The organism is Maribacter zhoushanensis, from assembly GCF_029350975.1.
Classification (GTDB): Bacteria; Bacteroidota; Bacteroidia; order Flavobacteriales; family Flavobacteriaceae; genus Maribacter; species Maribacter zhoushanensis.
The window spans coordinates 223,833-249,799 of record NZ_JARKMR010000001.1; the positions used below are offsets into that span (position 1 = coordinate 223,833).

Sequence of the window (25,967 nt, forward strand, 5' to 3'; positions counted from 1 at the left end):
TAAACTTTATCTTTGTAAAAAAGTCACCTATGTTTAGCGAATTCGCATTTAATATATTTAATAGAAGTATAGAGAAGTATCATGTCAAAGATGATGTATATCAGAGCTTTGAAAATCCTTATGCTAAAGAAGATATTGAACACTTGCTATATAGAAAGAACTGGATTGATACCGTGCAATGGCATTATGAAGATATTATAAGAAATCCCGATATTAACCCTGGGGATGCCTTGGTATTAAAGCGTAAAATTGATGCGAGTAATCAAGATAGAACAGATTTGGTAGAATTTATTGATAGTTATTTTCTTAATAAATACCAATCGGTAGATGTTAACTCAGATGCCACTATTAATACAGAAAGTCCTGCTTGGGCAATTGATCGATTATCTATTTTGGCATTGAAAATTTATCACATGACCGAAGAAGCTACAAGAGCGGATGCTTCTTTAGAACATCGAGAAAAATGTCAAGCTAAACTAGAAGTTTTACTTGAGCAGAAGAATGATCTTTCTTCTGCTATAGACCAGTTACTTGCCGATATTGAGAGTGGTGCTAAATACATGAAGGTGTATAAGCAGATGAAAATGTATAATGATGAGGAACTAAACCCCATCCTTCGTGGCAACAAATAATAATAAGCATATATTAGTCATACGACTATCGGCAATGGGTGATGTTGCAATGACGGTACCAGTTATTTTGGGACTTACTAAAAAATATCCGGAGCTAAAGATTACTGTTTTAACTAAAGCTTTTACTGCACCAATTTTTGCCGATATTAATAATGTAAGCATTTTTAATGCTGATGTAAGTGGAAAACATAAAGGTGTTCAAGGACTTTGGAAATTATACATGGAATTAAAAACCTTGCAGATTAATGCGGTCGCAGATATCCATAACGTATTACGAAGTACAATTTTAAAGCAGTATTTTAAACTCTCTTCAATTCCTTTTATTCAAGTTGATAAGGGTAGGGCAGCAAAAAAAGAATTGGTTAATCCACAGCGAACGTCTTTTACTCCTTTAAAAACCACTTTTGAGCGTTATTCAGAGGTTTTTGGTAAGTTGGGTTACCCTATTGCTATATCAGAGATGGAAACCTTGCCAAAACAGGCTATTTCTGAAAATGTATTGAATTTAAAAGATACTAAGGGTAAACTTCTTATTGGCATAGCTCCTTTTGCTGCTTTTAGTGGAAAAATGTATCCACAAAATTTGATGGAAGAGGTGCTAAGCTCATTGAATTCATCTAACAATTATCAAATTGTATTGTTCGGTGGAGGAGAAAAGGAAATTGGATTTTTGACTAAATGGGATGAGCAGTTCAACAATTGCCATAATGTTGCTGGAAAATTGTCTTTCTCAGATGAGTTGAAATTAATATCCAACCTTAAATTAATGTTGGCAATGGATAGTGGAAACGCTCATTTAGCTGCAATGTATGGTGTGCCAACCATAACAATTTGGGGAGTTACACATCCATATGCAGGTTTTTCACCTTTTAACCAGCCAGAGCATTACGCCCTTTTATCAGACAGAAAAAAATACCCTGCTATACCTACTTCTATCTATGGCAACAAATATCCTGATGGTTACGACAAGGTCATGGAAACTATTAGACCTGTAACAGTTGTTCAGAAAATAGATGAAATTTTAGGTACTTCGGTTTAAGAGTTAACATGTTTAGCTTCTATACTTTTAAAGTATTGGCGTAGTTGAGACATAAACCTGTATTTTTTAGCTGATGGCGTTGCGCTTGTCATTAGGGTTCTAACGCCAAAATAAGAGCTCATCAAAAAAGTGGCAGCAGCTTCACAATCTACATGGCGGTCTAAATAGCCATTGAATTTTCCTTTTTGTAATGTAGTAACCAAGTTTACTTCCCAAACCGTAACAATTTCGTTTAGGTGATGCATAATTACTTCGTTCTTTCCGTTGAATTCACTTAAGAAATTACTTAAAATGCAACCGTAATCCATTTCATTGTGCACAGCTGTTTCCATGGCATCATCAAAACATTTCGTTATTAGTGATAACGGATTATCATGCCCTTCAATTGGTTCTATTAAAGTGCTGTAAATTTTACGTGCCAGCAAATTTTGAATGATTTGTATAAAGTAATCTTCCTTAGAATCAAAATGATAGTAAAAAGCCCCTTTAGAAAGGTCTAGCCTTTTAAGAATATCATCTACACTAGTGTCATAATACCCTTGGGCATAAAACAATTCTAATCCTGTGTTCTGTAAACGTTGCATGGTTGCCATGCGCTTAAGGCTCTTGTTCATAATATAAAGATTTGGGTAAATCCGACCATGTGGTCTTTTTATAGAACAGTTTATACCTAAAGATTATTGATATAATTGGATGAAATGCAATATTTTTTCGTTGAATGTTTAAAAATTCCTCAAACAACTATAATTCTAATAGTAAAAACAGACTATTTGGTTGGTATGCAAATCATTGCCAAAACCTATGTAAAGACCATAACACCTACCTCATATTTCTGTAAAGGATTAAAATAAATCTTATTTATAAAAGTTTAAGATTAGTACCAAAACCAAAAATCAACCATAATGACCAACTCTTACTACCCAACTAGTCCAACAGAAATTCCCAAAAAGTTAACCGGTTTAACAAGCAGTTATCAATTAAAATCCTTTCTAGCAATTCTAGCTATTATATTATTTTTTGCGCTTTATGTAGCAATGGTGGTAGCCTTAGGTTATTTGTTCTATTACGCCGTAATCTATGATATGGGACGTATTAACAAGTTTACTATTATTCTCAAGGTTGGTGCTATTGCCGGGGCCGCAATGCTTTTTGTTTTTACGCTCAAGTTTATATTTAAACTCAAGAACCATAAACCTGAAAACCGTATTAAGTTGGTAAAAGAAAAAAATAAACTGTTATGGAATTTTATTGGTCAGATTTGTAAGGAGACTGGTGCACCAAAACCTAAAGCTATTTATATGGACCCTGATGTCAATGCTTACGTTTCATATAGTAATATGTGGTTAAGTCTATTTTTGCCGATTAGGAAGGAATTAACTATTGGTATGGGGTTAACAGATTGTCTGAACCTGTCTGAATTTAAAGCTGTAATTAGTCATGAATTCGGTCATTTTGCACAACGTAGCATGAAGATTGGAAGTTATATTATTTCTGCCAATACAATTATTCATGACATGATTTTTGAAAGGGATAAATGGGATGATGCTCTAGATCAATGGCGTGCATCTGACATTAGGCTGTCTGCTGCGGCATGGGTAATTACACCAATGATATGGGTTATAAGACAGATTTTAAATTTGTTTTATCAATTCTTGAATTTAATGTATTCTTCTCTGTCTAGAGAAATGGAGTTTAATGCAGATAAGGTTGCCGTTAAAACTTCGGGTAGTGATGCAATTATTTCTGCACTTTGGAAATTAGATGGAGGTTCAGAAGCATGGGGTACAACCGTGAACAATGGTATTTTGGCGGGCAAAAAGAACATATTCGTAAAAAACTTGTACACTAATAATGCTATGGCCAATAAAAGAAAAGCTGTAGATCAAATTAAAGCACTTGAAGAATTACCTGCAGATATTAGAGGTGGCAAGAAGTATTTTTCTGCTTCAGAACATTCTAAAGTAGGTATGTATACTAGTCACCCGCCAAATGATAAGCGAGAGAACAGTGCAAAATCACCATATGTTTTTTGTGAAATTGATGAGAGGTCTCCTTGGAATCTGTTTGAAAGTAGAGAAGAAATTCAAATGGAAATGACTTTGTTGCTGTATAAAATGTATTTAAATCAAGTGCCAAATGAATGGCAACCGTCTGATGTATTAGAAGAGTTCATAAAATCAGAATCTCAGGGAATAGAGTTGTTCAAGGAATATGAGAATACATTTTCTAACCGTTTTTTTCAAATTCCAAATAATGAAAAGTTATCGGCTGCATTGTTGAAAATAGGTACTCCTACAAGGAAGATTTTAGCAGGGTTGAAATCAGAATTAAAAGAATTAATGGAGCCAATTAATGAAATAGAGACTTTAATTGTCAAGGCTCAAAGCATTGCTCAAGGAACAACAAAAGAAAAGACCTTCTCTTTTAAAGGGGTAGAGTACAACAAAAAAACATTAGAGAATGGATATAACTTTTTGCTAAACAAAAGGGAAGAACATTTTAATCAAAGTTTTGAAAATTGGGATTATTCTTTTTGTGCATTTTTTGTTTTGTTGGCTAAAAAAGATGGTAAAGAAGACCAGTTGAAACGACTTTATAAGCAACATGAAACCCTATCTATTTTTTATAGAAATATGACCACGACCAAGAATACAATTTACAACCGTGTAATGGAGGTTCAGAATATTAGTGAAGTGACCAAAGAACATATACATTCTTTAACTGCAAACGTAAAAAAATCTTTTGATTCATTAAATGAGGAGGTTGAAAATTTAGACAAACTAGATTTTGTTCCAATGCCAAACATTGAGTCAATTAAAGAATTAAAAGAAGCTTTGGTCGAAAATGGAGAATTAAAAAAAGAACATGGATTAATATTTGAAAATGGAGGTTTCAATAAGATGATGCAACAATTAGAAACAGCTATTTATAACTGTCAAAGAATAGACCAAAAGAGTATTAGTAGCATTTTACTGTTTCATAAAGAATTAGAATTGTTACTAGAGGAGTAGATGTTTTACAACACCTAGTAACTAAAAACACCAAGCTAATGTATTTAACTTGGTGTTTTTGTTTTTAAATCAAATCGCATGCTTATTAAGCAACGGTTCCTTGACAACTACTACCAGCACCTGCTGTACAGCCATAGCAATGTTGAGATATAATAATGTTTCTATCGTTCAATATATCTTCATTATAATCTTTAATATGTTTCACCTTACTAGCTACTTTTAAGTCTAGCATTTGATTAAAATCACAATCATACAACCATCCGTCCCAACTAATAGAAATGGTATTAGTGCACATTACATTCTCTACCGCAGATGGGTTATAGGCTTCTACCAAAGCATACATATAGTCTTCATAATTTTCAGAGGCTATTAAATAGTCCAAGAAACGAGCAATAGGGAGATTGGTAATAGCGAAGAGATTGTGAAACTGAATATCAAAATCTTCTTTTAACGCTTTTTTGAAATCCTTTTCCATGGCGGCTTGATCTCCTGGTAAATATGCACCTGATGGATTATATACCAAATCCAACCTTAAGTCGTTACCTGGCATACCGTAGCCTCTTTCGTTTAATTCTTGTAATGCCTTGATCGATTTGTCAAAAACTCCGTCACCTCTTTGCTTGTCCGTTTTACCGCGGGTATAGTGTGGCATGGAAGAGATCACATGTACGTTATGTTTTTTAAAGAAATCTGGTAGGTGATAATATTTTTTGTTAGCTCTTATTATAGTTAAGTTAGAACGAACAATAAAATCTTTGATTCCGGCTTTTGCCGCTTCTTCTACAAACCATTCAAAATCAGGATTCATTTCTGGCGCTCCACCGGTTAAATCTAAAGTATGCGCCCCGGTATTTTTGATGACCTCTAAACATTGTTGCATAGTTTCACGGGTCATAATCTCTTTACGATCAGGACCGGCATCTACATGACAGTGTTCACAAACCTGATTACACATGTAACCTACGTTTATTTGTAAGATTTCAAGCTTTTTTGGTCGCAATGGAAAATGCCCTATATCTGCAATCTTATCTTTAAAGTATGGAAGCTCGCCATCAGCAAATATGCCTCCGTTCAATATTTCTAACTGCTTGTTGGAAACTGCTAAATCGTTTCCTTTTGCTTTTAATGATTTTGTAGCCATTTTTTTAGTTGTTCGTTGTTCGTTGTTTGTTGTTTGCATTTTGTACAAATGGATTAAACTTTAACTTCACAACATTTAATTTCTTTTTCTTAACCATGGATATTCATAATGAATATTCCATTTGCAATAATTTTTAAACTAGCTTTAATTTCAATGTATAGATTATTGAAGAAGGCTGTTACGAACAACCATCAACGAACAACCAAAAACGAAATTTACATGGACAATTTATTATACTTATTCATCATCTGTACACCATGAACCAATGTTGCACCACTTTCAATGGCAGCACCTACATGAACGGCTTCCATCATTTCTTCTTTCGTAATTCCTTTTTGCAATCCGTCTTTTGTGTAGGCATCTATGCAATATGGACATTTGACTACATGAGACACAGCTAATGCAATTAGGGACTTTTCCCTAGCACTTAGTGCGCCTTCTTCGAAAACCTTACCATAATAATCAAAAAATTTAGTTCCGAGCTCTTCGCTCCACTCGGTAATTTTTCCGAATTTTCTTAAATCTGCTGGGTCGTAGTACGTATTTGCCATCTTTTTTTGTGTTTTAGGTTTTATTGAATCTTTTTGTTCTTGGTTAAAATGAATTGGAATTCCCTGTCCCATTTTTTCTATTTCAGGAAGAATTTCCATGTTGTCCCAAATACCAGAGGTAAGCGTATCACCGTAAGCTTCTGGCAAGTGGTTTTTATACATTAATTTTTGTGAGGTTTCAGCATTATATTCAAAAGAATGATGTGCGTAAGTAACTTCACCATCTTCGATATTCATAATCATATACCATACGCGAGCAGTACCATCGTTTGCCGGCATTCCAATAACGCCAGGGTTCAACCATACCTTTTCTTTTATAGTTTGGTGAAATGGCAAGCCACAATGCCCTGCAATTATGATATTACTTTTAGTGGCTGTAAAACAACGTTCTTTACTTTTCGTGGCGTTGGACTTGAATACAAATTCAGATGTATTACCATAATTTCCATGAACTACCGTTACTTTCTTGTTCCCGTAATCAAAGCTTATGTATTCAGGAATTTGCTTCATCCAATCTAAAGACTGCTGAGATAAATGCCCTTTGGTATACGGAAACCACATTTTTGAAAAATCGTCGCAACGGCTACCGCTCTTAAAATCACAGCCACAATCTTCGCTATCGCTTGCTAATTGTAATTCTACATTGCCGGCAATACTTAATGCTCCCCATTTTTGAAACAATTGTATGGTTTCTTCTGGTTGTGCGCAGTAACCGGTAATATCACCGGTACTTATACAGTTTTCAGGGGGTATACATGCTTCTTCAGCAATAGAAATCAATTCCTCTAAAGCCTGTAGATTGCTATATACACCACCAAAAAGCAATAGCTTTCCGTTTTTGGTTCCAATATGTTTTATTTCTTTATCCATGTAGGTATTATATAAACGAATAGGCAACATAATATGCCCCAAAAATTAATCCATAATAAATTGGCATACTTGCCGGTCGTAAAAATCAAATTATCTGGAAACCAATTGAAAATTAAGAGGAAACCAAATATCAAGCCTATAAATACACTTAAATGAAAACTGATTTTAGGTGCTTTGTCTTTCCAAAAGAGGAAAACGGGCGTAAGCCCAATAACCATAGTTCCGCTAATGGTTGTAGCCGATAAAATTTCTGCATCTAAAAATACCGGTACGGTACCCAATACGGCAATGGCTACCATAGACCAACGACCAAATTTCAAAGTATTTCCTAGGTTTAGATCAAGCGCCAGTAATTTTGAAAATGACGAAAACGTAGAGTCTAAAGTGGATGCTGCTGATGTAATCATAATAAAATTGATGACCAGCAATATCATTGTTCCAAAAGCCTTACCAACTTGTACCGCTGCTTGACCCTGCATCCCTTGAAATTGGGCATAAACACCAATAATGCTAAATAGAATGATGCAGATAGCACCAAGTACACTTGCCCATAAAAAACTCTTTAGGGTTACTTTTGGACTACTGATAAAACCTCTGTCTGTTAACACAGGGTCATGAAAGGGATAACTGAAAGATTGCAGTAGGGCTGCGAATAATAAATTCAAGCCTGTTTCAAAGGACCATACGCCTGAATTCAAAACTTCCGTAGTGCTTATAGCGTTGTCTTTTCCAAAAATAGTGAACAATATTACCGCTAAAAGAATGGAAAATAATCCCATTTGGACAACATCGGTAAAAATTGAGCTACTCATACCTCCTTTCAATACATACGCTAAGGTTAGTCCGGTAAACACTAAAATAGACCAATAGTATGGGCTTGTTCCCATGTCACCAAAATATGATCCTATTACCATGGTATTGCTCCATACTTCATTGAATAAACGAAAAGCAATAAGAATTGAAAATATTGTTACTGCCGCTTTGCCAAATTTAGATGACAAGAAATGATGAATACTGGTATACTTGCCATGTAGTCTCATTTTATAAATTACGATGCCTGCTACTGTAAATGATAAGTAATAACCGGCATAGGCAACACCACCTACAATACCAAAGTCTAACCCTAAATTTGCCGCATTGGTTATACTTTTGGCAAATATCCAAGAGATGATCAAACTACCCATTAACATAAAGGTGTTGGGTGCTTTCTTCTTTTGTACGGCTTTAAAAAACTGATTGGTATCTTTTGCCAATGGTGACAGAAAGAATAACACCAAGCTTGATGTTATTATTAACCCCCATTGCCAAATTTGTACTTCAGTCATAAATTTATTTTAATGCTGACCTTCAGATCTTAATCTCTAATTTCTAAATCTGTTACTCATCCCACCAAACGGGTACATTAATACTATTGCCTTCTGTATTACTAGAAGCTTCAGTATAATTGGCATTGTTTAATGCTTCTTCTTCAGCAGGATAAGGCATGCGTATGGGAATTAAATTATTATTTAAACTAGCAGAAATTGTTTTCAATTGCGGAAAACCTGTTCTTCTATATTCAATCCAACCCTCATAACCGTTTATACTATTTGCTATCCATTTTTGTGTGATGATATTTTCTAATGCATCTCCATTATTTAAAGCTGCGTCAACTGCTAGGTAATCAGTTGGTAGTTCTACCTGCCAATAGGCAAATGCCTGTGTTACGCCGGTATTGTATAAAGTTTGGGTATCTGCAGAAATGAATCCTCTTTCAGAAGCTTCGGCCAACAAAAAGTGGGTTTCCATACTGGTCATAAAATTCGCATCCAATAAACCGGTGTTTTCCCTAAAAATGGTGCCTAATAATGAGTAATCTGCCAATGATACCCCAACTGATGCGTCTATACCGTTTAATAGCCCATTGTATTCACCATCTGCACTGTTGGCAAAAGGTTGGTACAGACGACCAATACGAGGATCGTTCAAGTTGGTCAAAATTTCATCCATAGTTTCAGAAAGTACATAGTTGTTAAAGTCTCCAACCCTAAGTTGCGCAAGTCTAAAACTATTAGGTTCACCATCGGTAAAGTTGAAAATGGCATTTTCTTCATTATCATCAATGAAATTACCTTCACTTACTATGGTCTGTAATTGCGATGCAACATCTATTTTATTAGAAACTCTCATCAAGTATTTTATCTTCAATGAATTTGCAAAACGAATCCATCCATCTAACTCACCATTAAAGAGAATATCTCCCTCTAAAGCTATGGTACCTGAATAATTCTGAATGGCTAAAATTCCTTTGTCAAGATTGTCAAAAACACCACCTTCATCCATGTAAATTGACTCCTGAGTGTCATAGGACGGAGTAACCGTTTCTGAATCTCCTTGAAATGCTTCTGAATAGGGAGCATCACCAAATAAATCTGTTAACCCGGCCGCCATGTATGCCTTCATAATTCTTGCCGGACCTTCATAAACGGCATATGAAGCATTCTCTTGAGACAATTTTAATATGATTTCATTATCCCTTAAGTTTTGATAGAATATAGGCCAGGGATTGCCACCTAATTGCGGAGATTTTAAATCATGCCTGTCAAATAAGTTAAAATCAAGAGCCGTACTGTATTGACCAAGTAAGTTACCTGCCGTAAAACCTTCGTAAGACATTTGCTCACCAAAATCATAGATAACCTGTCTTAACAGAAGACTTGGTTGTACGGTAACCGGATCGTTGGTGTTTGTATTAATTTCTTCAAAATCTTTTGTACAGCCAACGACCAACAATAAGATTAGAATGTTATATATATATTTCATCTTCTTTTTCTTAAAAATTAAATCCGGCTTTAAAACCTATACTTCTGGTGGTGGCGTATGACATATCTTCAACGCCACTTATAAATCCTTGTCCTTGCACCGCTAACTGTTCTGGGTCAAAATGTGGATTCTCGGTTATTGCAAATAAGTTTTTTCCAATTAAAGATAAATTCAAGGTTGCATCCAAATTGAAAAGGCTAAGGTTATCAAACGTATAACCAACGGATACTTGACGTAACTTTAAAAAAGAAGCATCATATGTATTGTTTTCTTCATGGTTTCTGTCATAAAACTGGCGGTAGTAACTTTCTGCAGTAACAGCAACCGTATTTGGAGTATATACAGGATTGTCAGCAGTGCCGGTATTTACAACGCCTACCGGTACAATTCCTTCTTCTGGTCTATATGCTGTCTCTGCCAATTGACCACCAACATTACCCAATGCCCTTGTTCTGGAAACTATGATTCCGCCTTGTCGCCAATCGAAAAGGAAACCCATATTCCAATTCTTGTAATTGAACTGATTGTTGAAGCCTAACATAAAATCAGGGTTATAATTCCCTAGTTTCTGAAGTTCATTGTCTGGTATGTACCTGCCTTCATCCGTTAAGATAAAATCACCATTTTCGTTTTTTAAATATCCTGTACCATATAGGTCACCAACACGACCACCTTCTTCCGCTTGTAAAAATACCGTTTGGTTTTGGCTATCGTAAATTCTGGAGTATGCCAGTGTTAATCGACCTTCATCTTGTGGTAAGCTTTCTACCGTAGACCTGTTTGTGCTAAAATTTAAAGTACTGCTCCATTTTAAATTTTGACTGATTACTGGCGATATACCGAGTATAATTTCAACTCCTTTAGAACGTACTTCACCACCATTAACTACTTGTTGGGTATAACCTGAAGATATACCAATAGGCAAAGAAATGATTTGATCTTTGGTCAAGGCATTATAATAGGAAACATCAAAACGTACCTGGTCTCCAAACAGCCGTATGTCTGCGCCTACTTCAAATGAAGAGGTTAGTTCTGGTTGAAGATTTGCATTTGCGATGGTGTTTGAGTTACTAAAAGTTGGTTGACCATTAAAAGGAGTTTGTGCTACAAATGCACCTGTAGTTTGGTACGGATCTGTATCATTACCAACTTGTGCCCAACTTGCCCGTAATTTTGCAAATGAGATTGCTTTAGGTAATGCAACCACTTCTGATAGTATAAAACTACTAGAAAAAGATGGATAAAAGAATGAGGTGTTATCTACCGAAAACGGGGTTGCCAATGCGCTAGACCAATCGTTTCTTCCGGTAATATCCAAGAAAAGGAAATCTTTATATCCAAATTTTGCCAAGCCATAAAAACTGTTGATTCGTTTATTAGACTCAAATTCGAACACTTCTATAGGGGAAGCTGCATTAGATAGTCTAAAGATACCCGGTTGTGCCAAACTGGTGGTTTGCGATTGCGAGGTAAATGCTTTTTGATCTAATCTGTTTCCGCCAAAGGATACATCTACACTTATATCATTGAATTGATTGGAGTAATTTAAAAGAAAATCTGTGTTTATTTCCCTGAAAAATACATCATGCTCTGCATAACCACCATTTACAAATCTGTTAGAACTATAGGCTCTTTGTAATTGGCGTAATTCACTTGAATAATCCATTCCGGTTCTAATATTTGCCGTAACATGTTCGGTAATATCATAACTAGCGGAAATATTTCCGAAAACTCTGTCCCTATTAAAAGAGTTTCGGTTTTCATTAAGAATGAAATACGGATTATCAAAAAATGTATAATTATAGGAATATTGTTGTAAGCCCTCTAAACCTGGTTGCCAGTAGTTCTTTAAGTTTTCAATGTTTAACGAACGTGGACCCCAAGCTACTAATGAATAATTGGCATTTTCAGACCCATAGCCATTAGACGGTCTATTGTCGCTACTAGAATTAATATAGCTTATAGATGAATTGATGCGCAGCTTATCAATTGGTTGAAAATTTAACCGTGTACCTATAGTCTGTCTGTCTAGATTAACTCCGGGTATTATTGATTCGCTTCGTAAATCGGTAAAGGAAAGACGAAAACTCCCTTTGTCAAAACCGTTAGAAATAGCGATATTATTAATTAGCGTTGTTCCTGTTTCATAGAAGTCTTTCAAATTATCGGCGTTAGACTTAAACTCGGTCGGTGTTATAGGTATACCGCTGTAAAGGGCAGTATCACCACCACGTACAATGGTGCCGTCCGCTAAAGTTACGGGACTGTCATATTGTGGAATAAGATTACCTACATCTAAACGTGGTCCCCAGCTATACGTAATCAGGTCATTTGTCCCTCCACCTAATCCGTCTACAAAAGCAAATTCACCAGAATTACCTTGTCCATATTCATTTTGAAAATCGGGCAATTGAAACGCCGAATCCACAAAAAAGCTGGTGTTGTAACTAACGCCCAAACCTTTTGAGTTTTTGCCGCTTTTGGTTTCTATGATAATAACACCGTTAGATGCTCTTGTACCATAAAGAGCTGCCGCACTTGGTCCTTTTAAAACAGATACTTCTGCAATATCATCAGGGTTAACATCCATGGCGCCGTTTCCAAAATCTATTTCTTGAAATCCGGCTGCAGCTTCATTGGTAAAGTTAAACACCGAGTTATTGTTTATAGGTACTCCGTCTACAACAAATAACGGATTGTTATTAGAGAAAGAGGCTTCGCCACGAATAGTAATTTTTGATGACGATCCAACACCGGTAGCACCTTGGTTAATGGTTACACCTGCCAGTTTGCCAGAAAGATTGTCTAAGAAGTTTACTGATTTTACCTCTGTAACTCCTTTTGCATCTAAGCTTTGAACTACATAGCCTAGCTCTTTTGTTTCCCGTTTTAAACCTAATGCCGTCAAGACCACTTCATCTAAAACTTCAGATGAATCTGCCAAGGTGATATTAATGGTACGTCTATTATTTATGGAAACGACTTGAGTTTCAAAGCCTAAAACCGAAAATTCAATGGAGCCAGAAAGGTTGGGTACATTTATAGTATACACGCCATTTTCATTTGTGGTAGATCCCGTTACGGTGCCAGACAATAAAATGTTAACGTATGGTATTGTATTTCCATCGGTATCTGTAACAATACCTGTAATTGTTTCTTGAGCATTGACCATGTTTATCATAAACACCGTCAACACTAATAAAAAGTGTTTCATATATAGCTTTGGACTGAGTTTTCATTTACCCAACTATTGGATAAAGGGGGATTTAGATAAATGAAGCTACAGGTGAGCCCTTATTATAAGGAAAGCTATTAGGGTATAGGGTAGAGAAGTTTTGGTTAGTGTAGTATAGACTTCTGTTAGTTTTTAAAATATCGGTAATCAACAATACAAGTGTCGATGATAAATCAGAAGAAAAAGATAGTATAGATTGTAGATCTCTTTCGTTATCCAAATCTTGTAATACGGGTAATTTTATTAATTCTGAAGAATCTTCATGTAACCATAATGAAATTTGATGGTACAAGCCTAAGCGTTGCCAGGGCAAATTTTGAAATTCAGAAGCCTCAAAGTTAGATTTTTGAAGTCCTAACAAATAGAATCCACCATCAATTGAAGGTCCAATTACGGTCTTGCCCTTAGCTAATTGCTGTGCGGTATGCTTAAGATGATGTGTTTTTAAATGCGGAGTGTCATTACCTATTGTAATAATATTAGAAAAACCGTTATTGAAAACACTGGCAATAGCATTGGTAAAACGTTCACCAAAAGAAGTACCAACTTGGTCTTCGTCTGAAAAATGGAAAACGGGTAAACCCGTTTTTTTCGCTTTTTTAAGCGTAGTGCGAGTTAAAACATCAAATAATTCTTCACCTCTAAGTATATGCTTATTCGCCAAATCTTGTTTGGCGGAATTGGCAAATACCAAAATTGCAGTACTTAGTGAATTCAATTATTTGTTCTTTCTCGTTGTTAAACTTACGTAAAAATAAAGCAAAGGTTTTTTAAGAATGCAAAATCTAAAAAATAAAACATAAGAAAATACTTACTTTAAGTCAAAATGACAGTTTTAGACCATGTGGTCAGTTTTATATCTTACATTTATATAGCATCTTACTTATTTTACCTTTAAACTCACTATAATGTCAGTTTATCTCCCATATTTGATGTTAAGATCTGGCAAAATTTTAAGGTTACAGACTGGTTAGTCTAAAAAAAGCCTTAAAATTTCAATCAGTTTTAATTTTTTTTTAGCATTGACAGCAATATGCGTGGCATAGCTATTGTAATTAGGACATCAGAAGAATTATAAAAATTTAAATACATATGAAATCAAACACAAATAACAGAAGCGCTTGGAAGGTTTACTTCTTCTCAGCAGTTATTGCTCTAGTTGTTAGTTACGGAGTAATACAATTTAATAAACGAGATGTAAAAGAAACTAACGGGGTAACCGTAGTAGAATCTGTACCAGGGGCGCAAGCTTTGTATACAAAGGATAATGAAGGAAATATTAAGCCTTTGGATTTTACGGAAACCTCTGAAAAAGTTTTAGATGCCGTAGTACATATTAAATCTACCCAAACGGGATCTACAAGCCAAAGTCAAGGAGCACGAGAATTGCCAGATCCATTTAAAGAGTTTTTTGGTGATATGTTCAAGGGGCAATCTCCAAACGGGGCGCAGTCAAGACCTAGGGTCGGTACGGGATCAGGAGTAATTATCAATGATAAAGGGTATATTGTTACTAATAATCATGTAATTGATAATGCAGATGAAGTTGAGGTAACTTTATACAACAATCAATCATACAAAGCCACGGTTATTGGTACAGATCCTACTACAGATTTAGCTTTGTTACAGATTAAAGCAGATAATTTAAAAACGATGTCTTTGGTCAATTCAGATGATGTAGAAGTAGGTGAGTGGGTATTGGCCGTTGGTAACCCTTTAGGGTTGAACTCTACAGTTACAGCAGGTATTGTTAGTGCTAAGGCAAGAAGTATACATATTAATACAGATAAGTTTGCGGTAGAAAGTTTTATACAGACAGATGCCGCTATTAACCCTGGTAACAGTGGTGGTGCTTTAGTTAATTTAGACGGAAACCTTGTTGGTATCAATACTGCCATAGCAAGTACAACGGGTACATATACAGGCTACGGATTTGCTGTGCCTAGTAATATAGTTACCAAAGTGGTTGAAGATTTACTGAAATTCGGTAATGTACAACGTGGTATGTTGGGTGTTACTATTAGAACTATGGACAGTAACTTGGCAAAAGAAAAGGATGTTGACTTTACCAAGGGTGTTTGGGTAGAGCAAGTAGGTGAAGATAGTGGTGCAGATTTAGCAGGTATGGAATCTGGCGATATCATACTTAGTGTTAACGGAAAAGAAACCGCTACATCACCAAGACTTCAAGAAATTATAGCAGGTAAAAGACCTGGTGATAAAGTTGCTATTGTTGTCAATAGAAATGGAAAGGAAAAAGAACTAGAGGTAGAGCTACATAATTCTCAAGGTGGAACAGATTTTATCAAGAAAGAGAAAAAAGAAGTATTTAATCTTTTAGGTGCAGATTTCGAAAATGTTGATAAGCAATTAGCCAAAAAATTAGATATTGATGGTGGGGTACAGGTTTCTAAACTTTATCCTGGTAAGATTAAAAGTGAAACCCAAATGAGAGCTGGTTTTATCATTACGCATATTGATGGTAAACGTGTAAATGATATTGATGATGTTGCTTCCATTTTGGAAAATAAGAAAGGCGGAGTGATGCTGGAAGGTGTTTATGAAGATGGCACTAAAAATTATTATGCCTTCGGATTGGATTCATAGTCCGCTATAATGATTAATTTTATGCCAAGCGGATAATAGTATTCGCTTGGCATTTTTTTTGAAATTAATTCTAGATAGATGCAATTAGGTTCTAAGTCCATAGGTTTGGTGCTTTCCGGTGGGGGCATTAGAGGCATGGCACATATAGGTGTTATAAAGGCAATGCAAGAGTTTGGTATAGAAGCCAAGGTTGTTTCCGGTAGTAGTATCGGTGCTTTGGTGGGTGCGCTGTACGCAGCAGATAAACCTGTGGTAGACATGCTTAAGTTTTTTAAGGAAACACCGTTGTTCAAATACAATTACTTTGCTGTTGCCAAACCGGGTTTATTGAATAGCGAGAGTTATATAGCTTCTTTTAAGAAGTATTTTCCAGATGATAGTTTTGAGGCTTTGAACAGAGAACTTCATGTAGTAGCTACAAATTTGCAAAAAGGCGAAGAGCTTTTTATAGATAAGGGTGAATTGATAAAACCTTTATTGGCATCGGCTGCATTGCCACCTGTTTTTAGTCCCGTGGAATATAACGGTGAACTTTATGCCGATGGCGGAATCATGAATAATTTTCCATCTGAAGCTGTACTGCCAAAAGTTGATTATGTAATTGGCAGCAATGTATCTGTGGTTTCTCAACTAGAGAAAAAACATTTGAATAATTCATTTCAATTGACAGGCAGAGTAACCGGATTGATGATTTATGCCATAAACCGACAAAAAATTAATAACTGTCATCTTGTTCTAGAATCTAAAGAACTAGAACATATTGGTTTGCTAGATAGGAGAGGCATTGAAAAAGCCTATGCCATAGGTTATGAAGCCGCGGTAAAAAAGTTTGAAGAAGTCTTTAGTAGTTAGATAATAAAACGGCCGGTTGAATTATAATTCAACCGGCCGTTTTTTGATTATTATATGAGCTTAAACATCATCAAAATCTACTTTAATAGTAGGTGTTGTTGCATGAGCTTGGCAGGTAAGAATAAACCCATCTGCTATTTCTTTATCCGTCAAAATTTGGTTCATGACCATTTCAGCACTTCCTTCCGTTACTTTGGCGATGCAGCTACTACATACTCCGCCTTGACAAGAGTATGGTGCATCAATATTTTCCTTTAAAACGGCATCTAAAATGACTGTTTTCTTATCCATGGTAAACTGAAATTCCTCATCATCAACAAGAACGGTAACCGCTGTTTGGCCATCAGCCTGTACAGGTAGTTCCTCTTTTATCTCAGTAGGTGTAAAAAGCTCAAAATGAATTTTATCTTTATCCACTTCATTTTCTATTAAGGTATCTTGCACCAAACGGATCATCTCCTCAGGTCCACATAAATAGTAACCATCAAAATCAACGTCCTTATGCTTATTTAATAAGGCATAATTCACGGTTGAGGTATCTATTCTACCAAATAAAGCCTTGTCTTCACGAGCTTGACTATTGGTGAAGTATACAAAAAACCGATTGGCATATTCTAATTCAAGTTTTACCAAATCAGTGTAAAACATAGTTTCTTCGTAAGATTTGTTTCCGTAAACCAAAACAAATGTATTCTTTGGGTTACTATCTAAAACAGATTTTACAATACTCATAATAGGGGTAATACCACTACCAGCCGCAAAAGCAGCAATGTTCTGTACTTCTTTAGAAGCATTGAATACAAAACGACCTTCTGGCTCCATTACTTCTAAGGTATCACCAACTTTTAATTCAGAATTGGCGTAGTTAGAGAATCCGCCATTGTCTACTTTTTTAATACCTATAGTAATGCCATCTTTTTCAGGAGATGAACTAATGGAATATGCTCTTCGTAATTCTTTGCCTTTTATTTCTTTTTTAATGGTGATGTACTGACCAGAAATAAACTTAAAGGTTTGTGCCAATTCTTTAGGAATTGAAAAGGTAACGGCAACAGAGGTTGGCGTTAATTTCTTAATATGTTTTACCGTTAATGGGTGAAAATGCGACATATGTTCGTTTCTTTAAATCGAATTACAAAATTAAGCATGCTTTGCCGATATCATATGACATTTGTCAAAAAAGTAGGTTTTGTTAATTTTTGTTTAACTTTTTAGATTATATAATTGGTTTTTTTTGCCAGCGCTCGTCTGTGACGAGTGCCGTACCGAGTAAGTATTGGGTTATATATCGATAAAATATAATTTCCATACTGGTTCCAGGTTGGCGTTAACAAGCTAATGGCTTACTGTTGTGTCCACCAGTTTTAAACTGGCGGTAGCGGGGTTTTTGTGCATTGGCTAATTTAGAAAAAGTTTTATTGTAGGTTATAGTTAGAAATGAAAGAAATAATATATTTTAAAAATAGGTCGAGTACTTTTTTTTATTACCCTATGATTTTTTGCATCTTCATTGATATAGTTTTGATATTTGGGTTCTGTCTTTTTAAAAAGAATTTTTCTATTGATATGGCAATAAGCATATTTTGGCCCGTTTTTATATTTTCTTTATTACTTTATCTGGTTCCTTTGTTAATAGTGTTCTTCAATCATTGGTACTATAGTCGAAATACAAGAATTTCAATCGTGGCAATCGAGGATGAAACAATATTTACTCTCAAATTTGCAAAAAGAAAGGTAATGTTGGAATATAAAAATGTATCCAGAATAGAACATATGTTATCTTATCCAAGATATGATAAAAGAGTTTCTTGGATGTTTTGGGATAATTATTATTACTTTATTATAGTTATGAAAGACGGGAAAAGTTATCCTGTTTCTTGTTTAATATGTGGAGATTTGCTGAAATATATTTCAAGAGAAAAAATAACTAATACCAGAATAATATTCCCAATTATATTTGGTGTTAATTTGATTAGAGATTAAATTTTTTTGTTTCCTTCTACACCCGTTAGCGATTGTCTTTGGAGTGTGCCGTACCGAGTAAGTATAGGTTTATAAATCGATAAAATATAATTTACATACTGGTCCCAGTTGACGTTAACTATTTTATGGCTTACGGTTGTGGACGCCAGTTGCAAACTGGCGGTAAGGGGAAGTAGATAGTGTAATCAAAAGAATATTGAAATCTGAAAAGGATTAAGTTAGAAACTTAACCGTGTTTATTTTCTATAAATGGACTCTACCTCAGTTTTTTTGGACCTTTGAGATTTTTTTGATTAACAGGAAGCTTAGTGTTATAAAAATACATATTCCAACCACTAATAGACCATATTGTAATAACCCCCTAAAAATCAATACAGAAAACACGTTAGAAGGGTACTTGGAGTACTTATTTTTTTCATAAAATTCAAATATGAAGTTATAATGGTCCAATAAGAAATAACAAACAATACAAACTAAACTAATTACATAAAGTCCAACAATTTTTAAATTCCTTTTATTCATCACTTATTTCTTTGTTATGTTATAATGGCTTAGCTCGCCGTACAGAGTAAGAATAGGTTTAAAAATCAATTAATAATATTACCACACTGGTGCAATGACGGCACTAATATAAGTAATCCCTAGCGCGATTTTTTAACTCGAACCATAACAATAACCACAAGAGCACCCGTTAACGCTCGTCTTTGACGAGTGCCGTGCCGAGTAAGTATAGGTTTATAAATCGATAAATATAATGTACATACTGGTCCCAGTTGGCGTTAATTAGCTAATGGCTTACTGTTGTCTTGACCAATTGCAACCTGGCGGTAGCGTGGAAGAAAGAGGAATTAATCGGTTAATTTTTTCTGGATATATAGTAAGGTATAAAATAGGAACTTAATGAATATTTTGAAGTTTGTTTGTAACAAACTCAAGATTTTTCTTACTTATATTCTGAATACTAAAACCAACCTAATGTTTAAACGTTTTTCTTCCTTACAATGGAAATCCTTTTTTAGATCCTCTAACATTGGTAAAAGTCTAGGGATAAAAATAGTAATGGGATTTTTCGGCGTATATATGCTTATATCACTTGCTGGTGCAGGAGTAGGATTGTACTTTCTTTTAAAAGAAATATTCCCAGATCAAAGTCCTATGTGGACTATAAGCCAGTATTTCATTTACTGGATTTTAATGGAATTATTCTTAAGGTATTTCATGCAGAAACTTCCGGTGATGGATATAAAACCATTCTTGACTACACCGGTCAAGAAAAGTACCATTGCACATTATATATTAGGTAGGTCAGCAGCATCTATCTATAATTTATTGACGATATTTTTTATAGTTCCGTTTGCAATAGTTTTACTATTTAATGGCTATCCTGTACTAAATGTTTTATTATGGATAGTGGGTATTATAGGCATTGTACTAAGTATTAACTATGTAAATCTGCTTGTTAATAAGAATGATAAGGTTCTTATTGCCATTGTTAGTGTACTTGTTTTAGGGTACGGATTGGATTATTTTGGAGTGTTCTCTATAAAAGAATTTTTTGCTCCTGTTTTTCATGCGCTTTATGCATACCCGATTACGGTTTTGATTCCGATTGCTTTAGCGGCTATTATATATTATTTGAATTATAAGTTCTTGCGAGATAAAATTTATCTAGATGCCAAGCTCAAAACTAAGGCAGTAGAGGCAAATACTTCAGACATGTCTTGGACCAAGCGTTTTGGTGAAATGGGTTCTTTCTTACAGCTTGATCTAAAAATGATTTGGAGAAATAAAAGAACGAAGTCTCAAGTGTATATTTCTATTCTATTTGTGTTCTACGGTTTAGTTTTTTACACACAAGAAATGTATAGCAGTATGATGCCAATGAAAGCCTTTGTAGGCATTTTTATGACAGGAATTTTCTTAAGTAATTTTGGTCAATTTATACCAGCTTGGGATAGTAGCTATTATAGTATGATGATGTCACAAAACATACCAATGCGAAAGTATTTAGAATCTAAAGTTATTTTAATTACTGTAAGTGTTGTGGGTATGTTTTTATTGACGATACCCTATGTTTACTTTGGTTGGGAGGCTTTAGCTATTAATTTTGGTTGCGCACTGTATAACTTAGGAGTAAATATACCGGTCATTTTATATTTTGGTTCATTTAATAAAAAGAGAATCGAATTAGATCAGAGTCCGTTTGGTAACATGCAGGGCGCAAGTGCTACTCAGTTTCTGGTAATGCTTCCGGTAATGGTGGTTCCTATAATTATCTTTTCCATCTTTTATTACATCTTTAATATAGAAGTTGCAGTCGGAGTATTATCAGTTCTAGGTATCATTGGTTTTGCCATGAAAAACTACTTACTTGGATTAATAACGGAGCAGTACAAGAAAAAGAAATACGGAATGATCGCTGGTTTTAAAGAGAAGGCGAGTTAAGCTTTTTCAGTTTATAACATCACAATTCATCTCTAACAAATTAGAATAACAAGATTATGATTACAATAGAAAATTTATCAAAAATATACGGTTCACAAAAAGTCCTTAATATTGAATCTTTAAACATTCCAACAGGGCAAAGCTTTGGTTTAGTAGGTAACAACGGTGCAGGTAAGACAACATTATTTAGTTTTCTGCTTGATCTAATACAACCTACTACTGGTCATATCATTAATAATGATGTTCAAGTAAACACCAGTGAAGATTGGAAACCGTTTACTTCATCTTTTATTGATGAAACGTTTTTAATTGGATATCTGACTCCCGAAGAGTATTTCTACTTTATAGGTGATCTTCGTGGTCAAAATAAAGCAGATGTAGATGCATTATTGGCACAGTATCAAGATTTTTTCCATGGCGAAATTTTAGGTCAAAAGAAGTACTTGCGAGATTTATCTAAAGGGAATCAGAAGAAAGCTGGTATTGTAGCTTCATTTATTGGCAACCCTAAAGTGGTTATATTGGATGAGCCTTTTGCAAATTTAGATCCAACTACTCAAATTCGTTTAAAACAAATCATTAAAGAACTGGCAGAACAGAAAGACGTAACCGTTTTAGTTTCTAGTCACGATTTAATTCACGTAACCGAAGTTTGCGAACGTATTGTAGTGTTGAACAAAGGTGAGGTGGTTAAAGACATAGAAAGATCTGCTGAAACCTTAAAAGAACTAGAGGTATTTTTTGGTGCAGAGAGCGCTCTGCCGGTTGCGGAATAATACGGATGTCTGTTCGTTTTAGGGCAGTGGAGAACTACAACTCGTTAAAAAATCAATGAGATTTCGTCAGCGTGTGATCAGACGAACTACACTTTATACAAATAGCAATAAAATTTACAAAACCGACCACTAGGTCGGTTTTTCTTTTCCATGTTTTAAGAAGTCCTAACTAAAATCCGATAAAGATGTATTTGATCAGATTATCTGCAGTTATTAGATAGATTGTTGGTGATTATAATTCAAAACAAACTATATGGTCGGTAAAAATTAGTTGTAGTAGTCTTTAAATGTTACGAATGCTTAAAAATAAATATGCGGTTTACCGATGAACTACATAATAATCTGGTTGTTTTTAAGTTAAACATACATACGTAGATCAACTATTTTGAATCTTAGAAACAAACTTATTTTATCCGGTCTTTTGGCGAGTATGCTTTTTAATGCATGTTCAGTTAAGAAAGACAAGTTCGTAAACCGTAACTGGCATGCGCTCAATACCAAATACAATACCTTGTATAATGGTAATATTGCTTTTGAACAAGGTCGAGAAACTTTGAACGATACTTATCAAGACGATTATTTTGAAGTCTTGCCTATAGAACGTTTAGAGGTTAGTGGCGAAATCAAATTAGATTCAGAAGATAATAATCCTAATTTCCTTATTGCAGAAGAAAAAGCCACCAAGGCTATTCAACGCCATAGTATGGATATTAAGGATGAAGAGCGAAATCCTCAGATAGATGAGGCTTTTCTGCTACTAGGTAAAGCCCGTTATTTTGATGAGCGCTACATACCTGCCTTAGAATCTTTTAATTACATTTTAAATAAATATTCTGAAAGCGATAAATTAAACGAAGCAAGTATCTGGCGAGAAAAAGTAAACATTCGTTTAGAGAACGATGATTTGGCAATTAAGAACTTAAAGCGCTTAATGAAATATGAGCGTTTAAAAGATCAAGAATATGCAGATGCAAGAGCAATGATGGCGCAAGCGTTCATTAATCTCAATGCACCTGATACGGCAGTTCAAAATCTTAAAATAGCATCTCACTACACTACAAAAAACCCTGAGAAAGGAAGGTACTACTATATAATAGGCCAGTTATATAATCAACTAGGCTTTAAAGACAGTGCTAATTACGCATTTGACAAGGTGATCGAATTAAATAGAAAGTCGCCACGTGTGTATATGATCAATGCTGAAATTGAAAAATTAAAGAATACAGAGGTTACTGCTGAAAACAAAGAAGAGGTACTGGAGTATTTGACCAAATTAGAGCTGAACAGAGAGAATAGACCATTTTTAGATGGTATTTACAGACAATTGGCAGAGTTTCATTTAAAGCAAGAATCTGATAGTTTGGCATTGCTTTATTTTAATAAATCTTTACGTGCTTCGCAGAACAAGCCAAAGTTGAATGCGCTTAACTATGAGAATTTAGCGGAATACAATTTTGATGAAAGCGTGTATAAACCGGCTGGTGCATATTATGATAGTGTATTGACCAACCTTAATGAGAACACCAAGAAATTTCGTTCAATTAAAAAGAAGCGCGACAATTTAGAAGACGTTATTAAAAACGAAGACATTGTACAATATGCTGACAGCGTAATAACAATATATCAAATGCCTAAAGATGAGCAATTGGCTTTTTTTGGAAAGCATATTGAAGAATTGCAGAAGGCAAAAGAAGCTGCACAGAAAAAAGAGAAAGAAAGAATTACCGATGGTTTTGCTGCATTTAGCAATAGTAAAGGTGGTAAAGAAAACAAAGGAAAATTCTATTTCTATAATATTACCAGTTTAGGTTACGGTCAGAACGATTTTAAGAATCGTTGGGGCAATAGAGAATTAACAGATGATTGGCGTTGGTCAGACAAATCGGTAATCAATACTGAAAATGTCGCATTACAAGATGCAACAAATGCTAAAGATAGTTTAAGTGTTGTAAGTGAAGATGAGAAATTCTCATTAGATTTTTACATGGATCGTTTACCTACAGACGTTGCTGTTATAGACAGTTTAAAGACAGAGCGTAATTTCGCCAACTATCAATTAGGATTAATATATAAGGAGAAGTTCAACGAAAACCTTCTGGCAGCTGCCAAATTAGAAGATGTATTGGCGTCTAACGCTGAAGAACGATTGATTCTACCTTCAAAATATAATCTATATAAGATATACGAAGAAGTTGATAGTCCGTTGAAAGAGACTATGAAGGCAGATATAATTGCCAACCATGCCGACTCTAGATATGCTGAGATTCTGTTGAATCCGCAAGCGGTATTAGCAGATAGTTCTGATAGTCCAGAGAAGCGCTATGAGAGTCTTTTTAAACAATATAAGGAACAACAATACTTACAGGTAATTACAGGTGCAGAGGAGAACATCAATAGATTTACGGGCGACCCAATTGTGCCAAAATTTGAGATGCTAAAGGCAAATGCCATTGGTAGGTTACAAGGTTTTGAACCATTTAAAGAAGCATTGAATTATGTTGCGTTGACGTATCCTAATAATCCAGAGGGTAAGAAGGCAGAACAAATGATAGCTGAGCAGCTTCCGAAGTTAGAACAAAAAGAGTTTTCACCAGAGACAGATTCTAAAGGAACTTCCAATTGGAAAGTAGTGTTCCCTTTTAAAAGAAGTAATACAGAGCAGGCATTAAAGTTGATGGAACTGTTAGAGCAATCTATCGTAGACCTTAGGTATAAAAATATAGTTTCTAGAGATATTTATAATCTAGAAGATCAATTTGTAGTGGTGCACGGATTTAAATCTAAAGATTTTGCCCTAGGGTATGCCGAGCTACTAAAAAACAATAAGGATTACCTTGTTGCTGATGAGAATTTTGTAGTTTTATCGGAGAACTATAAGATTGTACAAGTACACAAGAATATAATAGAATATAGAAATACGCTTTTAACCCCAAAACCGTGAACAATGTTTTCAGACAAACAAAAACCTAGAGGTATGAATGAAGTAGGAGGCCAACCTAACAGAATAGAAAAGAACACTAAAATTAAAGGAGATATCATATCTGAAGCAGATTTTCGTATAGATGGTAAGCTAGATGGTAATGTAAAAACTTCTGGTAAAGTAGTGATCGGTAAAGACGGCTACATTCATGGAAAAGTAGAATGTGTAAATGCAGATATAGAAGGTAGCTTTAATGGTGAACTTTTAGTGTCTGATCTATTATCCTTAAAATCGTCCGCAGTTATAGAGGGTACGGTGTCAGTAAGTAAATTGGCGGTTGAGCCAGGTGCTACATTTAATGCTTCTTGTACCATGGGCGGTGGTAAGTCAATGGGTTCTAAACCATCTAACAATGGATCCGCAAAAGCCTCGTAATGATAATTCTGAACTTTTAAGAAACGCTGCAAGCTTATCTGGTGTAGCCATACAAATGGGCGTCACTATATTTTTGGGCAATCTTTTAGGGGAGTGGTTAGATCAAAAATTTGAAAAAACGTTTTTAGAGGATACATTTACATTACTTGCTGTATTTTTGTCAATCTATTTAGTCATAAAAAAAGTTATGGCGTTAAATAAATAAACGTTGCTAAAAAATATCATTTTATATATAGTCGTGTTCACTGTTGTGGGCGCGACTTCTTATTTTCTACAGAATCTTGCTTTGTTAGATCCACCAACCTATTTTGGTCCGCTTTTGTTGAAAGCATACACATTTCACTTCTTGTTTTCTCTTGCATTGGTCATCATTTTCTTAATTGCCTCAAAAAACAATTCTTTTTTTGATCAATTAGGTTTTATGTATATGGGTGTGCTGGTTTTTAAGATTACAATTTTTGCCGCAATGTTCTATCCTTACCTTTTAGGGGAACTGATTATGCCTCAAATATATAGGGGCGCGCTGCTAATACCAGTGATTATTTTTTTGTTTCTAGAAGTGTTTTTTATTTCTAAAATTATGCGCAAAAAAAGACTCTAAATTTTAAAGCTTTAAAATTGGGTAGTTTATGCAATAATTAACTACTTTTGCGCAAAATTTCTAGGAG

At 34.8% G+C, this 25,967-nt stretch carries 20 protein-coding genes and 1 pseudogene; 12 read left to right on the top strand and 9 right to left on the bottom strand.

The window, feature by feature from the left end; translation table 11 throughout:
• Positions 1–29: 29 nt before the first annotated feature.
• Together PXD56_RS00940 and PXD56_RS00945 are read left to right on the top strand one after the other, a co-directional pair.
• Entirely contained in the window at positions 30–632 is a 603-nt protein-coding gene (locus tag PXD56_RS00940; RefSeq protein ID WP_276491488.1) for a DUF4254 domain-containing protein, read from the top strand.
• The gene (locus PXD56_RS00945; protein WP_276491489.1) at positions 619–1,671 is read left to right on the top strand and encodes a glycosyltransferase family 9 protein; all 1,053 of its coding nucleotides are present in this window, start codon (positions 619–621) and stop codon (positions 1,669–1,671) included. The genes PXD56_RS00940 and PXD56_RS00945 overlap by 14 nt, the downstream gene beginning before the upstream one ends.
• Here PXD56_RS00945 and PXD56_RS00950 read toward each other — a convergent pair.
• Positions 1,668–2,285 carry a TetR/AcrR family transcriptional regulator gene (locus PXD56_RS00950; RefSeq protein ID WP_276491490.1) on the bottom strand — a complete coding sequence of 206 codons (618 nt, stop codon included), beginning with the start codon at positions 2,283–2,285 and terminating at the stop codon, positions 1,668–1,670. The genes PXD56_RS00945 and PXD56_RS00950 overlap by 4 nt on opposite strands.
• A gap of 288 nt (positions 2,286–2,573) precedes the next feature.
• On the opposite strand from PXD56_RS00950, the gene PXD56_RS00955 reads away from it, so the two are divergent.
• The gene (locus PXD56_RS00955) at positions 2,574–4,682 is read left to right on the top strand and encodes a M48 family metallopeptidase (RefSeq protein WP_276491491.1); all 2,109 of its coding nucleotides are present in this window, start codon (positions 2,574–2,576) and stop codon (positions 4,680–4,682) included.
• An 85-nt stretch (positions 4,683–4,767) separates the two neighbouring features.
• Here PXD56_RS00955 and arsS read toward each other — a convergent pair whose 3' ends face one another.
• From arsS to PXD56_RS00990, 7 genes and pseudogenes are all read right to left on the bottom strand, one after another.
• Positions 4,768–5,823: an arsenosugar biosynthesis radical SAM (seleno)protein ArsS gene (gene arsS / locus PXD56_RS00960; RefSeq protein WP_276492500.1), complete on the bottom strand. Its 1,056-nt coding sequence runs from the start codon at positions 5,821–5,823 to the stop codon at positions 4,768–4,770.
• 215 nt (positions 5,824–6,038) lie between these two features.
• Positions 6,039–6,374: an arsenosugar biosynthesis-associated peroxidase-like protein gene (locus PXD56_RS00965; protein ID WP_081819435.1), complete on the bottom strand. Its 336-nt coding sequence runs from the start codon at positions 6,372–6,374 to the stop codon at positions 6,039–6,041.
• Positions 6,375–6,608: 234 nt separating this feature from the next.
• Positions 6,609–7,274: pseudogene (locus PXD56_RS00970) on the bottom strand (metallophosphoesterase family protein); the annotation flags it as partial.
• Positions 7,229–8,569: an SLC5/6 family protein gene (locus tag PXD56_RS00975; protein ID WP_276491492.1), complete on the bottom strand. Its 1,341-nt coding sequence runs from the start codon at positions 8,567–8,569 to the stop codon at positions 7,229–7,231. The gene PXD56_RS00975 and the pseudogene PXD56_RS00970, both read right to left, overlap by 46 nt.
• Before the next feature lie 52 nt (positions 8,570–8,621).
• Positions 8,622–10,046 carry a SusD/RagB family nutrient-binding outer membrane lipoprotein gene (locus PXD56_RS00980; protein ID WP_276491493.1) on the bottom strand — a complete coding sequence of 475 codons (1,425 nt, stop codon included), beginning with the start codon at positions 10,044–10,046 and terminating at the stop codon, positions 8,622–8,624.
• Positions 10,047–10,056: 10 nt separating this feature from the next.
• On the bottom strand, positions 10,057–13,260 hold the full coding sequence (locus tag PXD56_RS00985) for a SusC/RagA family TonB-linked outer membrane protein (protein WP_276491494.1): 3,204 nt from the start codon (positions 13,258–13,260) through the stop codon (positions 10,057–10,059).
• 52 nt (positions 13,261–13,312) lie between these two features.
• A complete protein-coding gene (locus tag PXD56_RS00990; protein ID WP_276491495.1) occupies positions 13,313–13,999 on the bottom strand; it encodes a TIGR04282 family arsenosugar biosynthesis glycosyltransferase in 687 nt (228 codons plus the stop codon).
• Between the two features lie 374 nt (positions 14,000–14,373).
• On the opposite strand from PXD56_RS00990, the gene PXD56_RS00995 reads away from it, so the two are divergent.
• Positions 14,374–15,888: a Do family serine endopeptidase gene (locus PXD56_RS00995; protein ID WP_276491496.1), complete on the top strand. Its 1,515-nt coding sequence runs from the start codon at positions 14,374–14,376 to the stop codon at positions 15,886–15,888.
• A 78-nt stretch (positions 15,889–15,966) separates the two neighbouring features.
• Positions 15,967–16,740, top strand: a complete 774-nt coding sequence (locus PXD56_RS01000; RefSeq protein ID WP_276491497.1) for a patatin-like phospholipase family protein — start codon at positions 15,967–15,969, stop codon at positions 16,738–16,740.
• A 60-nt stretch (positions 16,741–16,800) separates the two neighbouring features.
• On the opposite strand, the gene PXD56_RS01005 is transcribed toward PXD56_RS01000, so the two are convergent.
• Positions 16,801–17,850 (bottom strand): ferredoxin--NADP reductase, encoded by a 1,050-nt coding sequence (locus PXD56_RS01005; RefSeq protein ID WP_276491498.1) that lies wholly within the window; start codon positions 17,848–17,850, stop codon positions 16,801–16,803.
• A gap of 327 nt (positions 17,851–18,177) precedes the next feature.
• Between PXD56_RS01005 and PXD56_RS18640 the strand changes: the two genes are divergently transcribed.
• The 7 genes from PXD56_RS18640 (at position 18,178) to PXD56_RS18615 (ending at position 25,900) form a co-directional block, all read left to right on the top strand.
• Entirely contained in the window at positions 18,178–18,723 is a 546-nt protein-coding gene (locus PXD56_RS18640) for a PH domain-containing protein (RefSeq protein WP_476703476.1), read from the top strand.
• A 975-nt stretch (positions 18,724–19,698) separates the two neighbouring features.
• Positions 19,699–21,168 carry a DUF5687 family protein gene (locus PXD56_RS01015; RefSeq protein WP_276491500.1) on the top strand — a complete coding sequence of 490 codons (1,470 nt, stop codon included), beginning with the start codon at positions 19,699–19,701 and terminating at the stop codon, positions 21,166–21,168.
• 56 nt (positions 21,169–21,224) lie between these two features.
• Entirely contained in the window at positions 21,225–21,944 is a 720-nt protein-coding gene (locus PXD56_RS01020; RefSeq protein WP_276491501.1) for an ABC transporter ATP-binding protein, read from the top strand.
• 430 nt (positions 21,945–22,374) lie between these two features.
• Positions 22,375–24,885 (top strand): type IX secretion system periplasmic lipoprotein PorW/SprE, encoded by a 2,511-nt coding sequence (gene porW / locus PXD56_RS01025; RefSeq protein ID WP_420828439.1) that lies wholly within the window; start codon positions 22,375–22,377, stop codon positions 24,883–24,885.
• Between the two features lie 3 nt (positions 24,886–24,888).
• The gene (locus PXD56_RS01030; protein ID WP_276491503.1) at positions 24,889–25,299 is read left to right on the top strand and encodes a bactofilin family protein; all 411 of its coding nucleotides are present in this window, start codon (positions 24,889–24,891) and stop codon (positions 25,297–25,299) included.
• Positions 25,277–25,504, top strand: a complete 228-nt coding sequence (locus PXD56_RS01035) for an AtpZ/AtpI family protein (RefSeq protein WP_027065440.1) — start codon at positions 25,277–25,279, stop codon at positions 25,502–25,504. Before PXD56_RS01030 ends, PXD56_RS01035 begins: the two co-directional genes overlap by 23 nt.
• Positions 25,505–25,507: 3 nt before the next feature.
• Complete coding sequence (locus tag PXD56_RS18615; protein ID WP_420828435.1) at positions 25,508–25,900, top strand: DUF6168 family protein; 393 nt, start codon at positions 25,508–25,510, stop codon at positions 25,898–25,900.
• The last annotated feature ends 67 nt before the right edge of the window (positions 25,901–25,967 follow it).

What these genes read in the sequence shown, in the direction of transcription:
- PXD56_RS00950 (WP_276491490.1), bottom strand. Translation starts at nt 2,285, where the DNA reads ATGAACAAGAGCCTTAAGCGCATGGCAACCATGCAACGTTTACAGAAC.
- PXD56_RS01015 (WP_276491500.1), top strand. Translation starts at nt 19,699, where the DNA reads ATGTTTAAACGTTTTTCTTCCTTACAATGGAAATCCTTTTTTAGATCC.
- PXD56_RS00980 (WP_276491493.1), bottom strand. Translation starts at nt 10,046, where the DNA reads ATGAAATATATATATAACATTCTAATCTTATTGTTGGTCGTTGGCTGT.
- PXD56_RS01020 (WP_276491501.1), top strand. Translation starts at nt 21,225, where the DNA reads ATGATTACAATAGAAAATTTATCAAAAATATACGGTTCACAAAAAGTC.
- PXD56_RS00965 (WP_081819435.1), bottom strand. Translation starts at nt 6,374, where the DNA reads ATGGCAAATACGTACTACGACCCAGCAGATTTAAGAAAATTCGGAAAA.
- PXD56_RS00985 (WP_276491494.1), bottom strand. Translation starts at nt 13,260, where the DNA reads ATGAAACACTTTTTATTAGTGTTGACGGTGTTTATGATAAACATGGTC.
- PXD56_RS01005 (WP_276491498.1), bottom strand. Translation starts at nt 17,850, where the DNA reads ATGTCGCATTTTCACCCATTAACGGTAAAACATATTAAGAAATTAACG.
- arsS (WP_276492500.1), bottom strand. Translation starts at nt 5,823, where the DNA reads ATGGCTACAAAATCATTAAAAGCAAAAGGAAACGATTTAGCAGTTTCC.
- PXD56_RS00940 (WP_276491488.1), top strand. Translation starts at nt 30, where the DNA reads ATGTTTAGCGAATTCGCATTTAATATATTTAATAGAAGTATAGAGAAG.
- PXD56_RS18640 (WP_476703476.1), top strand. Translation starts at nt 18,178, where the DNA reads ATGAAAGAAATAATATATTTTAAAAATAGGTCGAGTACTTTTTTTTAT.
- PXD56_RS00975 (WP_276491492.1), bottom strand. Translation starts at nt 8,569, where the DNA reads ATGACTGAAGTACAAATTTGGCAATGGGGGTTAATAATAACATCAAGC.
- PXD56_RS01030 (WP_276491503.1), top strand. Translation starts at nt 24,889, where the DNA reads ATGTTTTCAGACAAACAAAAACCTAGAGGTATGAATGAAGTAGGAGGC.
- PXD56_RS00995 (WP_276491496.1), top strand. Translation starts at nt 14,374, where the DNA reads ATGAAATCAAACACAAATAACAGAAGCGCTTGGAAGGTTTACTTCTTC.
- PXD56_RS00955 (WP_276491491.1), top strand. Translation starts at nt 2,574, where the DNA reads ATGACCAACTCTTACTACCCAACTAGTCCAACAGAAATTCCCAAAAAG.
- PXD56_RS01035 (WP_027065440.1), top strand. Translation starts at nt 25,277, where the DNA reads ATGGATCCGCAAAAGCCTCGTAATGATAATTCTGAACTTTTAAGAAAC.
- PXD56_RS01000 (WP_276491497.1), top strand. Translation starts at nt 15,967, where the DNA reads ATGCAATTAGGTTCTAAGTCCATAGGTTTGGTGCTTTCCGGTGGGGGC.
- porW (WP_420828439.1), top strand. Translation starts at nt 22,375, where the DNA reads ATGCTTTTTAATGCATGTTCAGTTAAGAAAGACAAGTTCGTAAACCGT.